Genomic DNA, 15,520 nt, shown 5'->3' with positions numbered 1-15,520 from the left:
CAACTCTTTAGAATTTAAGTTTTAATTCTGCGCCGAAATAAATATCGGTATTCACACGCTTGTAAGTTCCTGTATTCTTCAGTAACATTTTGGGATGCGAATCCGTAAAGTTGTTGGCATAGAATGAAATCTGTGCAACCCGACCGATCTCTTTCGTGACACGGAGATTGGCCATGAAATAAGGCTTGAATGAGTTTTCAATAAAGGTAGTAGTCGTACTGGCCGTCTGAAGATATTCCCGATAAGCCGCCCCATAAGTGGGGTCGTTGTACAAATCCCGATTGAAAGGCAGCACCTGACCGTCGGAGTTCATGTAGAAATCGGGGTCTCTGTAAATCATCTTACCGTTCGTTCCGTTCGAAAAATCGCCATAAACGGGATTCCCGCTGTCATCGAGAATGTAAATACCGTCAGCCTGGAGATTTCGAGTCCGGTTGAGCCATACGCACTGAATCGTCAGCGTCGTGATCAGGCGCAACTTCGGAATATGCGTGATCAGATTGATATTGGAATTGAATCGGGTGTACACCGAGCCGGAAGAAGCGGACTTGCCGCCATAATAGGCACCCAGAAACGGATTGTAGATATTTTTACCGTCGGAGGGCACTTTTACCGTAGAATAAGTATCGTACAACAGCACACCCTCGCCCTCTTTCTGGGTCATGGTCATATATGCTCCGTTGACGACGACCGAAGTCCGGACCGGACGAATCTGGCCGAAATCGAACGTATACTCGACACCCCATTTATCGTATTTACCGTCATTGGCCGGTTTTTTGACGGATGCCGTATTGAATATTTTCTCATCCCGATAAGGAAGCGGAACACCTCCCACGCCCAGGACCTTTTGTCCCGGGTTGTTCGGATCGTCCATATAAACCGGGGCTTCTGTTCCCTTATAGGTCTCATACTCCCGGAACGACACGATTTGCGGAGTCATACGAAGGGTATAACCGTTACGCATCTTCTCGTTATAATATGTAACACCTCCCTTGATACCAAACATCTCGAAATCGAGACCTACCTCAAGGTTCTTGCTGTACTGCATCTTCAGGTCACGGTTAATCATATCGGACTGCGGAGTCACGAATGTAGTCCATGCCGCCATGGGACCCGTTTCAGACGTTCCGCCCCAGCTGAACGAAACCCGGTCGATATACACCGGAAAAGGATAAAGCAACCGTAAGGCCGGCAGCGTGGTCTGAATACCCCAGCCGCCGCGGATACTGAGTTCACGAACTTTTTTCGGGGCCCGGTTGCTGATGATTGTATATTTGGCGTTGAAACGCGGATCAACAGCCCAGTTATCGTTCAACTGATCCGTCGCCATATAGGTGAAACGCCCGCCTGCCTGCAACGTAAGCGACGTTTTTCCGATCGGAAGCGTCGCTTTTTCTTCGGCAAAGACAGCCACCTGATTCAAAAAAGGAATATCACTGAACGGTTCCGGACGGAATGACATGGGGCGCACGCCCTCGTAATACTGACCCTTGCCTGTATTTCCCGAATTATTCCATTCGACACCGAGCATCGCCTTGTTGTAAACCTTGCCGTAACGTCCCGAAAGTTCGGCTACCATTTTAGCCGTCGTGTAATAAGCCATACTCAGATTCCGAATATCGCTCAAGTAATTGTCGGGCATAAATTCAGTCAGATACTCCCCGTTTTCCAAAGCTCCGGGATTGGCGACGCCAAGCGCACTGGGAGCTGTCCGCTGACGGGCATACTGACGGGTCATCGACGTATTGAGTACATATTTCAACGTCGTAATCCACGATTTATTGAGCAGCCATGAACCATTGAGGTTGATCGACAGATTCCGGTCGTCGAGTTCCTTGCGTTCCGCCTGCGAGATATTGTCCGGATCTGCCTTCGTTGTGCCGCGCGAAAGGTAGCCGCTCACCTTGGCATTGAACTGAAATGGAGTGCGATCACGGTTAAAGGTGTTGGTATAACCCACCGAAAACGTTCCGCGGTCATAAGCTTCTTCCACCGTACGGATATCTTTCATCGCATTGGCGTAATCGATCGACGCATTGAGGAACCCCTTGTCGGGGCCCAATGCATAACCTTTGGTCAGCGCCACGGCCTTAGTATCCGGCACGGTCTTCACCCGGACTTCATAAGGAGTACGACCTTGCTTGGTCTTGACAACGACCGCTCCGGCGCTCATATTACCGTATTCGGCCGACGCCACACCGCGAATAACTTCGATCGATTCGATATTGTCGGTCGAAATCGTACGCATGTCGATACCTCGACTCGTTTGCTGCCCGAAAGCAGCAGCTTTTCCACCCATCAGCATTGCGTTATTATTCATAACGGCCCCATCGACATAGACACCTACCGAACTCGAGTTGATACTGCTCGCCTCCTTACCGTCCGTCATCGAGTTAGGGAGATCACGGATGCCAACGAAATTCGAAGTGGAGTTCGTCAATTCCGGATTCGCGGTCAACACACCCGGCAGCAACTGCATCACGTCCTTGACGGAGGTTGCCTGCAGGTGGTCCATCGCCTGACGGTCGATCGTCGACGAGGAGTTGATGCTGCGGCCCCGCTGGGCCGTCACGGTCACGGTGTTCAGTTGCAGGCTCGACTCCTTGAGGCGCAATGACAGCGTTCCGATCGAACTGGTGACCGTCACCTTATACGAAAGGGGCTCGTAGCCCAGGCAGGTCGTCTCGATGGTATAGCTGCCGGTAGTCACCGACGGCATCCGGAACCGGCCTTTGGCATCGGTCACCACCCACAGTTCGAGCGTCGGGATGGCAACCACACAGCCTGCAATCGGCTGTTTCGTGTTATACTCCGTCACGGTTCCTTCGATGGAAACCTTCTTCGGAGCCTGGGCCTGCACACCCAGCGGAATGCAGACGCCCGCCAATAAAAGTACTAGTAAAAATTTCTTCATGGCAAACAGGGTTATGTGAATACTGAGAATGTTGTTCGTTTCTGAGGCACAAAGATACGCGACCGCAAAACGGGCCGCAATCCCGAATAATGGGGATTTTTAACGATCAGGGAACATAAAAGCGACTGCCGGCAACTGCACGGCGCAATTGTCGGGTATCGGAAAATACTCGGCTGTCAACAGGGAATACGGCGGCTCCCGCGGGGGGGGGAACCCGGGCAGGGAGTTCGTCGGCACGATCCGGAACACAAGTCCGTCCGTCTGCGGTGCGGTGATTCAATTCACTTTTCCTCATGCCGGTCTCTTTAATTTACGATGGGTCTTGCGTCGCAAGATAAGAAAAAAACAGCATTCCGGATGCCTTTTCGGGGCATGAATTCACCCTCGGTTACGATCCGGACGCATCCGGCGGAATATTGCAAAAGAATTTAACCGTATCCTTCCATTCGGTTTCGATTCGCAACAGACTGACGGGGCCGAAAATTCTTTTTCTCGGACCGATTGTACTATGGACGGAAATTACTACCTTGCAACCCATAAACCTTTTCACTCCCCGGTTTGGCCCGTTACTTACTCCTGATTCTCGCCCTTCTCGGTTTTGTCGGCATGCCCTCCGCGCATCCGGCACGAAGCGGTGCACCCCAATCCCGCATGGTTTACGCACAAGTCCTGGGCGGCAGGTCGGCACGCACGACCATTATCGTGCAGGACAAACAGACGCGGGACCCGCTGATCGGCGCTACGGTCTCGATCATCAGCAGGAGCGATACGCTGCGGGGCACAACCACCAAAGAGGATTTCTACCGCATCCTGGCCACCTACCACTGCGACCGTATTTTCCGCGATTCGGTCGATCTGGAAGTCTCTTACGTCGGCTACAAGCCCTTCAAACGGCGCTACGGCAAGAACGAGTTCCGGGGCAGTATCGATGTCAAAATGGAGTTCGACGAGCAATCGATCGCCCAGGTCGTGGTCGTCGGGCAGCAGGTCGCCATGGTTTTCCGGGGCGACACGACGGTCTACAACGCCGGGGCCTTCAAAACCATGGCCGACGACCGTTTCGCGGAACTGCTGAAACAGTTGCCGGGAGTCGAAATCAAGGACAACAAGATTTACGCCGAAGGACAGGAGGTCAAACGGGTGCTCATCGACGGCAAAAACCTCTTCGGGACCCAAACGTCCTATGTCCTCACCGACCTCGAAGCTTCGGATGTCAAGAGCGTGCGGGTCTACGAAGACCTGAGCCCCACGGCAAAACGCATGGGCGACAACACCGCCGAAAAGGAGAAGGTGATGGATGTCGAGACCAAGTCGAAGCGCGGGTTCATCCAGGGCGGCAACCTGGAAGCCTCGCTCGGAGCGAGCCTCGAAAAGGACTACTCGGGGCGGCATGAAATCCGCCACTCCGAGGCCGGGACTTTCTACCGCAACAGCGAGAAGGGCAACCTGCGTCTCGAAGCCTCCAATTCGAAGGACAGCAATCAGCAGGGGGAGACCGCCTCGTACAACTCGAAAACCACCCCCACCAAACAGACCGACGCCCGTGCGGAGTACACCCTCCGCCGGGGCGACTCGACCAACGTCATGACCACCGTCCGGTTCGGCCGCAGCCGCCAGAGCAGCATCAACCGCTCGCAAACCGAATATTTCCCGACCGAAGCCTACGCCCTGCGCAACGAGGAGAGCGTCAGCGAATCGCTCTCGAAGTCGCTTTCGACCGAAGTCGCGAATTTCACCAGCATCCAGCGGAAAAAGAATGTGCTCGGCGCCTCAACCTCCTTCTCGATCGACGACGGCTCGTCGGCAGGACACAACCGCATGAAACAGCAGATCGACGACGAACAAACCCGGACCGACCTCAACAGCAATTCCGACAAACGGGACATCCGGCTCAATCTCTCCCTCTATTACCAGACACGGATCTCCGAGCGTTCGACGCTGACATTCAGCATCTCGGGCCGGTACAACACCGGCAACCGCGACGGATGGCGTATCGACACGACGGCCTCGACACCCGGCCTGCAGGTCAAACTGCGCAACGACGGCGACAGCCGCAGCTATTCGATCGGCGCCAATGTGGGCTACCGCTACAAACTGGGAAAGAAGGGTTCGTTCGGCGCATCCTATAACTTCAGCCGCGACTACGACCGGTCGAAACAACTGGCAGTCGATTTCCTCAGCGATCCGCGGGGTGTCATCGACACTGTCAATTCCTACAACTATACGAACGACACCTACACGCATAACCTGCAGGCCAACCTTCAATACCGGAACGAGGATTTCTGGATGACGGCCGGACTGACCGGCACGGTCTACGACATCGCCCGCAGCGAACGGTTCCCGGAAGAAGCGCGTTTCCCGCGGCTGTTCTTCGAGGTGAGCCCCTGGGTCTCCCTCTCGGTCGGCAAGTCCCGGCGGCGGTTTTCGTTCAACCTCAGCTCCTATCCGCAGATGATTCCGCTCGAATCGCTGCGCTCGACGCTCGACGCCACCAATCCCCTTGCACTGCAAGCCGGAAATCCCGACCTCAAATTGCAGAACAACCTTTCGGCAACGACGGGATTCCAGTTCACCGATGTCAAGAAAGCCCTCAATTTCAGCGTGCGGCTCAACGGCAGTTACACCGTCAACTACATCGCCTCGCGGCGCACGCTCTTCCTCGAAGACACCTACCTGCCCCAGTACGATTACACGGCGCAGAAAGGAGCGCAACTCTCCACGCAGGACAATGTCGGAGGCTGCTACAACATCGGAGGTACGGTCTCCTACTCGCAGCAGGTCAACCCGCTGCGGTCGACCGTAAACGTCTCGGTGAACTACGGATTCAACCAGACGCCCTACTTCACCGGCGACGACCTCTTCCATTCGCTCCGGCATTCGCTCCGCATCGGTTTCGGGTTCGACTCGGGCTTTTCGACCAAGGTCAAATTCTCCGTCCGTTCCAACACCTCGATGAGTTCCTACACCACGCAGAAAGAGACCTCGCAGGAGTTGCGCGAACAGGTCAACGCCCGCGTCGACCTGCGGTTCGGCAAATATTTCGGCTCGGTCGGTACGCTCTACGAGTTCTACTGCAACAGTCGTTCGCATTCGCTCACGCGCCATAACGTGATCCTCAACGCCTCCGCCGGGCGTAAATTCGGCAAGGAAAACCGACTGGGCTGTTCGATCGGCGTCATCGACATCCTCAACCGTCCCGACTACGCCACCACCAGTTTCGATACCGACTACATCGTCACCTCTTCGACCTCCTACCTGGGCCGTTACGGCTACCTGCGCATCGCCTATACGTTCTGATCGCAACTCACGGAATTCCGTTGTTATTTCGGATCATTTCATATAGTTTCGCAGATTTTCGTATCTTTGGGCCAGAAACCACTAAAAACACGATGAAAAAACTACTGATTCCCCTGATCGCCGCTTTCGCCGCGAACACCGTATCGGCCGCCGCGCCGCCGCAGGTCATCGACATCAGCACCGACAACGTATCGATGGTGCTCACCGCCACCCCCGGAGGTGAAGTATATTTCCGCCACTTCGGCGGACGCATCGACGACACGGCGCCGCTCGCCGCCTACAAGAGCAGCCGCCGCGGCGACCACGGAACCGAAGACCTGGCCTACTCGGCACAAGGAGGCCGCAATTTCCGCGAACCCGCCCTGCGCATCACCCATGCCAATGGCGATATGAACACCGAACTGCGCTACGTATCGCACACCTCGAAACAACTCTCCGACAAAAACGTGACGGAGACCGTCGTGAAAATGACAGACTGCTGCCAGGCGCTCGACGTGGAACTGGTTTTCACGGCCTATGCCAAAGAGAACGTCATCTCGACGCACGCTGTGATCCGCAACCGCGAAAAAGGACCTGTAACGCTACACAGCTTCTACTCCTCGTCGCTGCCCCTGAAAGCCGACAAATACCTCCTGACCCACCTCTACGGAGCCTGGGCCCGCGAGGCACAGGTCGACCACACGGTGCTGACCCACGGTTCGAAAAGCATCGAGTCGACGCGTGAAGTACGCACTACCCACACCGAGAATCCCGCCTTCCTGCTCACGCTGGGCAGCGACACGTTCAGCGAGAACTGCGGCGAGGTCATCGGCGGAGCGCTGGCCTGGAGCGGCAATTTCCGCCTCAACTTCGAGGTCGACGAATTCGACGCGCTGACCATCCTCGCCGGTGCGAATCCCAACTCTTCGGCCTACAAACTCCGTCCGGGCGCATCGTTCACCACCCCCGAAATGATCTACACCCACTCGTTCTGCGGCGCAGGCGGCGCCTCGCGCAACTTCCACGACTGGGCCCGCAACTACGGCGTTTACCGCGGCCACGAGGTTGTTCCAACGCTGCTCAACAGTTGGGAGGGCGCCTATTTCAAATTCGACGCCAAGGTTCTCAAAGACATGATTGACGACGCAGCCTCGATGGGCCTGGAAATGTTCGTCCTCGACGACGGCTGGTTCGGCAATAAATACCCGCGTAACGACTCCGGCGCCGGACTGGGCGACTGGCAGGTGAATGCCGCGAAACTGCCCGAAGGCATCGACCACATCGCCTCCTACGCCCATTCGAAGGGACTGAAATTCGGCATCTGGATCGAACCCGAGATGGTCAACCCCAAGAGCGAACTGGCCGAGAAACACCCCGACTGGATCGTCCGTCCGCCGAAGCGCGAGGCCCCGCAGACCCGCAACCAGTGGCTGCTCGACCTTTCGAACCCCAAAGTACAGGATTTCGTATTCGAGGTATTCGACAACACGATGAAACTCTCGGACAAAATCGACTACATCAAGTGGGACGCCAACCGCAACGCCAACAACATGGGTTCGGCCTACCTCCCCGCCGACGAACAGTCGCATTTCTGGATCGACTACGCCCAGGGCTTCTACAAGGTGATGGAACGCATCCGCGCCAAATATCCCGACGTACTGATCCAGGCCTGCGCCTCGGGCGGCGGCCGTGTGGAGTACGGCGCCCTGAAATATTTCGACGAAGTGTGGACAAGCGACAACACCGAGGCGCTTTCGCGCGCCCGCATCCAGTACGGCACGAGCCTCTTCTACCCGGCTATCGTCATGGGTTCGCACGTCTCGGCGACGCCCAACCACCAGACGGGCAACATCACGCCCATCAAATTCCGCTTCGACATGGCCTGCGCCGGACGCCTCGGCATGGAACTCCAGCCCAAACAGATGACCGACCAGGAGCGGCAGTTCGCCCGCCGGGCCATCGCCAGCTACAAGGAGTACCGCGACATCGTCATGCAGGGCGACCTCTACCGCATCGGCACGCCCTACGACAAGAACGGCTGCTACGGCCTGATGTATGTCTCTAAAGATAAAAAGCAGGCCGTCCTGTTCACTTACAGCCTGCAATACCAGGGCCGTTCGCTGATCCCGAAATTCCGCCTGCAGGGCCTCGACCCCAAGACGGGTTACACCGTTCGCGAACTCAACGTCGACAAACCCCGCAGTTGGTTCGACGGCAAGACCCTCAGCGGCGAAATGCTTGCGAATGCCGGCATCAACCCCGCAATGCCGAAGATTTACGACAGTTGCGTATTCCTGCTCACGGCGGAATAATCCCGGTTGCAATGCGATAAAAACGGGGAGGCTTCTTTCGAAGCCTCCCCGTTTATCATCCCGGCGCCCGCCGCCGGAAACAGACAGCAGACGGCTGCAAAAAAAGAAGACGCGCCGTCGCCGGCACGTCTTCCCCTCCTCTGAAATAAAAACCCAACTCTACCACATCAGGTTCACGGTGTAGGCCGTAATCCCGTTTGCCAGATTGTCGCTCGTAACGCCCGTAGGAGCCCAGAAACGCTCTTCGCTGATCATGAACAGGGTGTAACCGCTTCCTTGCGCCAGATTGTGCGCATGGAAGGTCGCGTCGGTCGACGCCACGGTCGACTGAAGACCCGAAAACAGTTCGTTCTTCACGGTTCCGATCATCAGCATGTTCATCTTCTCGCGCTTGAGTTTGTTCATCACCCCGTTTTCGCCGCCGAAAGCCGCAACCTGGTCCGCCGTGTCGAAACGCGCCGTGCGGAACTCGATATTGAACGAAACATCGACCGTTCCGGTGACGTTTCCGCTTTCATCCTTGTCCGTGCGGGTTCCCTCCATCTTGGGCGACATACCCGTGATGTAACAGCCCTTGCCGCAGGCCTCCGACTTCACCAGCCGCGACGGCTGGTTGAAGAAGAGCATACTGCCTTCGTAGGTAGTCCTGTTCTTCAGCCGGTTGAATGCAAACGCCGTCCAGCGGTAAGCGTTGAGCGAAACCGTCATCACTTTCGTCAGGTCGACATTGTCCGTCCGGTCGAGAATCGTGAGCCACGCCCCCTCCTGTCCCTTGAGCGTGTTGACCATGTAATTGTTGATCGCCGTATAGTCTGCATCGCCCGTAACCAGCGGGGCGTCGGTCAAACGGCTCACCACCTGAATTTTGGCGTTGAACTTGTCCGAAGGACTTGCGCTGACCGATTCCAGCGAATAAGAGTCGTCCTCGGTGCATCCGGTGAATACCGGAGCCGCAAGAGCCAGGGCGAGGACGGCAGCGAGATATTTTTTCACACTTTTCATTTTTTCGTCTTTGAGAGTTCAACAAGCGGTTATTTAAGCGAAATAACACCGATGATCGGATCGTGGTCGGAGAGTTTGCCGCAACTGACGGAATTCCCGCTGATTTTCGTCCACGCATTTTTCGGATAGGTGAAAATAAAATCCACCCACGACGAGTAAATCAGGTCTCCCGGTTCGGAGATGGCGGGAATACTGGAAGCGCTGCCCACATTCATGTCGCCCATCAGCACCGTCGGATAGGCCGGTTCGTTCAGGCCGATGAAGTCGGCCACCTCCTGTGCCTGCCTGATCTTTCCGGAGGAATTGATCTGGTGGTCGAGGTGCGAGCAGACGATACGCACGACCTGCCCCTCGGAGTCCGATGTCGGAACCAGGATATCGGCATAGCCCACGCTGCGCTGGTCGGCGCCGTACGTTCTGGTATAGGCGTCGTTATTGAACTGATAGTTTCCTTCGCCCAGGTAGTGTTTGTAGGAGATCAGTTTCGACCCCGTAGCGATAATGGGATATTTCGACAGGATGCCGTTTCCATAATACCCTACGTCCTTCGGATAGGACATGATGTAATAAGGAAACATGTCCAGGCGCGTGGCCAGTTCCACCAGCTTCTCCTTACCCATGCGGCTGGTTCCGCTTTCGAGTTCGTTCAGGCAGAGGACATCCGGGTCCTGAGCCTTGATCAGGGTGACATACTGGTCGATGTCGAAGGTGATCTGGTTGGATTTGTCGGTCATTTCGAACGAGAGCACGTTCCAATCCATCACCTTGAGCTGGACCTTCTGGGCGCTCGCCGTCGCGGCCGAAAGGAACAGGCCGCACAAGGCGCCCGCACGGACGATATTTTTCAACAGTTTCATAGCTGCTTATGGTATTAGTGGTTATTAATAGCCTTTGTTCTGCACGAGGTTCACCGAACCGTTGAATGCGGTGACCGGAATCGGGAAAACCTGGTTGATTTCGGGGTTGAACGTACGGCCGTTGTCGTAGTTCGACGGGGCATCGATCACGACCGTCTGCGTCGCGGCGTCCCAATGCGAATTGGCACGGCGGGTAGGTTTTGCATATTCGGTCTTCGCATCGCCCCAGCGAACCATATCGAGGTGGCGCGCAGGCATGAACTCGAAGGCGAGCTCGCAGCGGCGCTGGTTCTTCAGCTCGGCTTTCGTCGCAGGGCTGTTCTCCGGGAGGCGTGCGCGCTTGCGGATGCGGTTGAGCAGCGCCTTGGCCTCGGCATCTCCTTCGCCGTTTTTCCAGATCAGGGCCTCGGCCTTCATCAGCAGGACATCGGCAAAGCGGATCAGGCAGGTCCCGAGCGTATTGCTGGCATTGTCGCCGTTGCTGTTTACCTCTTTTCCGATGCAGTCCGCCCCTTCCCACGGCGACAGGAACTTACGGCAGGTAAGGCCCGTATCGGAGGAAATGTCGTAGTTGAAAGAGCTGCCGTTCTTGAGTCCGTAACCGCCGAAGATGACATCCTGGCCCACGAACTTGACATGCTGTCCGGGATAGAGGATCGTGGCGTCGCGGCGGATGTCGCCCGATTCGAACGCCTCCCACAGGCCGAGGGTCGGCTGGAAGTAACCCCACGTGTTATAGAGCTTCCAACCGCCGTTCTGGAACAGCATGCCGTGGTATTTCGGACCATCGACCGAGCTTCCCAGCAGCGAGAAGAGATATTCGCTGCCGAAGTTCTGCTCCTTGCGCCAGAGGTTGGCGAAAGCGTTGGGGGTTCCGTCGTCGAAAAGTTCGCGCTTGTCCTTGCCCGAAAGCGCCATCACTTTGTCGCACATCTCGATCACGACATCGTAATACGAAGCGTCGTACTGGGCGGCATAGAGGGCCGCACGGGCGGCAAAAGCCCATGCCGCAGCCTTGTGCGGATAACCGTACTGCTCGGCGGGCAGTTCGGAGAAGAGCGGCAGACGTTCGCCGGCCTCACGCATATCCTTGATGATCTGTTCGTAGTTCATCACCACCGAAGCGGGGCGCGGCGAGTCCATCGCAGCGGGTTCGGTCGTATCGAGGATAATCGGAATGCCGCCGTTGATGCCGCCGTCGCCGTAATAGGGAGCGATCCAGAGCATAGCCAGTCCGCGGAAGAAATAGGCGATGCCGGTAGCTTTCGTCTTGAAGGCGGGACTCAACTGGCTCATCGTCGGAACGACCTTGATGAGGTTGTTAGCCTTGGCGTTGGTCTCGTACATCTCTTTCCAGGTGGTTTTCACGTCGCGTCCGTTGCTCGGGCTCATCTGGAAATTGCGGATCTGCTCGGCCTCGGCCTGGGGACGGCCCACGGTCACATTGTCGCTGCAACACTCGAACCACGCGATACCGCGTCCGGTGACGCCCTCCGAGTTATTCGAAGTAAAGGAGTAGAGGGCGGCAATGGCCTTGGTGATGTCATCCTCCGTCTCCCATGTTTTTGCCTCGTGGTACTTCTTGACATCGAGAAAATCGGTGCATCCCAATAAAAGAAGTCCGCAGGCAAATATGCTGATCGTTGATAATATCCTTTTCATATCTGTGTAGTTATACATTGGTTAGAAGTTGATGTTTACACCGAAGTTGTAGAAACGGGATACCGGATAGACACCGCTGTCGATACCGTAGTTGCCCACCTCGGGGTCGATACCGTCATAACCGGTGATCGTAAATGCGTTGTCGACACTTACATACAGACGGATCGAGGTGCTCTGCAGCCCGATGGCGCGGCCGACGGACTTGGGAAGCGTATAACCCAGCGTAACGTTCTTCAGGCGCAGGTAGTCGCCCTTCTCCAGGAAAATATCGGAGAACTTGGTGTAGTTGCCGTTGCTGTCCTGCGTAAGGCCCAGGCGGGGATACTTGCTGTGCTCGGGGTTGAAATCCCAGGTGTCGAGCACTTCGGTGCTCAGGTTGCCGTAGTCGTCGCGGGCATTCATCGAGAGCTGCTTCGTGCCGTTGTAAATCTTGTTGCCGGTCACGCCCTGGAACATGAAGTTGAAATCGAAACCCTTCCAGTTGAGCGAAGCTCCGAACGAGAAGGTATTCTTCGGGGCATAAGACCCGGACAGCACCTGGTCGGCATCGTTGATCACGCCGTCGTTATTGGTGTCCACGAAGATCAGGTCGCCCACCTTCGCATCGGGCATCAGGAGTTTGGCCTCACCGGTCTCGGGATTCTTGTAGATATACTTGTCGATCTCGTCCTGCGAGCGGAAAATGCCGGCCGTACGGTATACCTGGAACGAATACCAGGGATTTCCCTTGTCCGAATAGAGCAACGGCGTACTGTTCAGATTGGGATTCTTGTGCTGGACCGCACCCTTGCGGATACCGTATTCACGCACGTAACCCTTGTTCGTCGAGAATATACCCCACACGTTGTAATTGAGTTTGCCGTGGGCGGCCGTTCCGTTGTAGTTGACCGAGAACTCCCATCCCCGGTTCAGCACGTTACCCATGTTGCCGTAGGGAGCGTCGTGCACACCGATCTGCTCGGGGGTCGGAATCACGTCGATCAGGTCCTTCGTGACCTTGTGGTAATAATCGACGCTGACCGAAAGCGAATTGTTGAACAACTCCATATCGAGTCCGGCGCTGGTCTGCTCGGTCGTCTCCCAACGGGCATTGAGGTTCGGAATCGTCGAGAGATAGGTCCCGGTGATCGTCTGGTTGAGGCCCTGGCCGAAGATGCCGGGCCAGTCGTAGGTCAGCAGTTCCGCCGTAGCGACATTGTTCTTGTACAGCTCGACGTTACCCACTTTACCCCAGCCTGCGCGGAACTTCACCAGGTCGAAGACCTTGTCGAGGCCGGCGTTTTGGAAGAATTTTTCCGAAGAGAGTTTCCACGAACCGGAAACCGACGGGAACCAGTCGTAAGGCTTCGATATCGGGAGTTTCGACGAAGCGTCGCGGCGGATGCTGCCTACGAGGAAATAACGGTCGTCGAACGAATAACCCACACGGGCCAGAACGGAATACATCGTATAGTCGTACTTGCGCTCCTGGGGTTTGATCGTCCAGTCGTTGGCGTCGTCCCACAGCAGATCGTCCTTATCTTCGGGATAGTCCTTCGAGAAGATGCTGCGGCGGTGCGTTTTCTTGGAATCGGCGGTGAAACCGGCCATGGCGCTGATATGGTGCTTGCCGAAGAGCTCGGCCCAGCTTACGGTCGTCTCCGAGAGCCAGTGGCGGTCGCGGTAGAAGAACTGCTCGCGGTTGCTCTTCGTACGCATCAGACCGGCCTCCTTCATGACGGGATAGAACTCGTCCTCCTCTTTCGTACGCAGGTCGGCCGTAAATTCAGAACGGATGGTAAGCGACGAGATAGGCTTGATTTCCAGCGACGTGGTCGAGAAGATTTTGTTCTCCGGATACTTGCGGTGGAGCCGTTCGAGATAGGCCACCGGGTTGTAAATATTGGGGGTTCCGGATACGCCGGCCCATTTGGGCGTGGTTCCTCCGAAATACCGGTTGCCCTTCTCGTCGAGTGCATAGCTTCCGTCCTCGTTCATCTCATAGACGGGGGCGAACCTTGGATACCACATGGCGCCCATGATCGGGCCCTGGTGGCCGGTGTCCACGTCGCCCTGGCCGTTCGAGGCGCTGAACGAAACGCGCTCCGAGAGTTTGAGCCATTTGGTCAGCGTGAAATCCGTCTGCAACTTGCCGCCGAAACTCTCGCTGTACGTGTTGAGCAGCACTCCCTTGGTCTTGTCGTAGGAGAGCGACAGTACCGACTGGATCTTGTCGCTGCCTCCCGAAATAGAGGCTGCATAGTGCTGTTTCGATCCCGTCCGGAAAATCTCGTCCAGCCAGTTCGTGCGGGTCACGTTGCCGAACGGGAAAAGCTCGGGATTCATCGCCGAAGGAAGCGCCTTGCCGCCCGGGTTGTTATCGACGGCCTTCTTCCATACCATGTTGAACTCCTCGGCATTCAGCAGACTGGGAAGGCTCGAAATCTTCTCGACGCCGTACGAAACGTTGACATCCACGCGAACCTGGCCGCTCTTGGCCCGCTTCGTCGTAATCAGCACAACGCCGCTCGAACCTACCGAAGCACCGTAGATAGCGGCCGAAGCGGCATCCTTGAGAATCGTCACCGTCTCGATGTCGTCGGTCATAAAAGGTGCGTTGGGCACTCCGTCCACGACGAACAGCACGCCGTCGCCCGATGTCGGGCCGTCGTTGCCGCGGTCCGAACCCTGGTCATTGCCTTTCGAACCGCGTCCGCGGATCGAGTACGACGCCTTTTTCATCGGGTCGCCCGACTGCTGGATCGTAACACCCGGCATGCGGCCCTGGAGGATGGTCGCCAGGTCGCCGGCACGGCTCTTCGCCACGTCGTCCAGCTTGACTGTCGTCACGGCCATCGAAAGATCTTCCTTGCGCTGCGAACCGTAACCGATGGCCACAACCTCACCGATCATCATCGCGTCGTCCTCCAGGACGACATCGATCTGGGTGCGGTTCATCACGGCCAGGCTCTGCGGCTTGCAGCCTACATAGGAGAAATCGAGGGTGGCAGTGCCTTTCACAGAAATCTGGTAGCGGCCCTCGGCATCGGTTGTCACGCCGTTGGTCGTACCTTTTTCTATGACCGAGGCGCCTACGAGCGGCTCTTTGGAGGAGCCCGTCACGCGTCCCGAGACCGAGACCCGTTCCTGCGCCCACGCCGGGAAAATGAGTAAGCAGCACAGCAAACTCATCAGAAGAAAACGGGCCATGCCCCGATCCTTCTCCGAAGAAGTCAAATTCATTTTCATAGAGTTTAGGTTAAGTGAAATAATTTTAGAGTGGAATAATTCGGTATTATCGGGAAATATATTTTAAAGTATTTTAAAAACTCGGCCCGATTTTACCATATATTTATAACCACCCGTTTTTCATTATTCAAAATTACGCACCGCACCGTCCTGAATGGGTGTTATTTGCGTATTTGAATCCTCACATTACGCATAATTCGCACAAGGCTTCCCGAAGGTCCGGGAAGTCACGGAAACGACCCGAAATTGTCACAGGAACGAGATTCGGA

The 15,520-nt window shown here is 56.1% G+C and carries 7 protein-coding genes; 2 read left to right on the top strand and 5 right to left on the bottom strand.

Translation table 11 applies throughout. The features are described from left to right. Positions 1 to 7: 7 nt before the first annotated feature. Entirely contained in the window at positions 8 to 2,914 is a 2,907-nt protein-coding gene (locus I2E69_RS05215; RefSeq protein ID WP_195459461.1) for a TonB-dependent receptor, read from the bottom strand. 651 nt (positions 2,915 to 3,565) lie between these two features. Here I2E69_RS05215 and I2E69_RS05210 point away from each other — a divergent pair. Both I2E69_RS05210 and I2E69_RS05205 read left to right on the top strand, forming a co-directional pair. After that, a complete protein-coding gene (locus I2E69_RS05210; RefSeq protein ID WP_229095394.1) occupies positions 3,566 to 6,211 on the top strand; it encodes a hypothetical protein in 2,646 nt (881 codons plus the stop codon). Positions 6,212 to 6,303: 92 nt separating this feature from the next. Continuing rightward, positions 6,304 to 8,502 (top strand): alpha-galactosidase, encoded by a 2,199-nt coding sequence (locus I2E69_RS05205; RefSeq protein WP_195459456.1) that lies wholly within the window; start codon positions 6,304 to 6,306, stop codon positions 8,500 to 8,502. Positions 8,503 to 8,661: 159 nt separating this feature from the next. Here I2E69_RS05205 and I2E69_RS05200 read toward each other — a convergent pair whose 3' ends face one another. From I2E69_RS05200 to I2E69_RS05185, 4 genes are read right to left on the bottom strand one after another with little or no spacing between them, the layout of a single operon-like run. Further along, complete coding sequence (locus I2E69_RS05200; RefSeq protein ID WP_195459453.1) at positions 8,662 to 9,504, bottom strand: hypothetical protein; 843 nt, start codon at positions 9,502 to 9,504, stop codon at positions 8,662 to 8,664. A 29-nt stretch (positions 9,505 to 9,533) separates the two neighbouring features. Further along, on the bottom strand, positions 9,534 to 10,361 hold the full coding sequence (locus I2E69_RS05195; protein ID WP_195459450.1) for an endonuclease/exonuclease/phosphatase family protein: 828 nt from the start codon (positions 10,359 to 10,361) through the stop codon (positions 9,534 to 9,536). A gap of 24 nt (positions 10,362 to 10,385) precedes the next feature. Beyond that, positions 10,386 to 12,023, bottom strand: a complete 1,638-nt coding sequence (locus I2E69_RS05190) for a RagB/SusD family nutrient uptake outer membrane protein (RefSeq protein WP_195459447.1) — start codon at positions 12,021 to 12,023, stop codon at positions 10,386 to 10,388. A 21-nt stretch (positions 12,024 to 12,044) separates the two neighbouring features. Further along, positions 12,045 to 15,251 (bottom strand): SusC/RagA family TonB-linked outer membrane protein, encoded by a 3,207-nt coding sequence (locus tag I2E69_RS05185; RefSeq protein WP_195459444.1) that lies wholly within the window; start codon positions 15,249 to 15,251, stop codon positions 12,045 to 12,047. Positions 15,252 to 15,520 lie beyond the last annotated feature (269 nt).

This window comes from Alistipes sp. D31t1_170403_E11 (assembly GCF_015553985.1).
GTDB classification, from domain to species: domain Bacteria; phylum Bacteroidota; class Bacteroidia; order Bacteroidales; family Rikenellaceae; genus Alistipes; species Alistipes montrealensis.
This window is presented reverse-complemented; position numbering and strand designations above follow the sequence as displayed.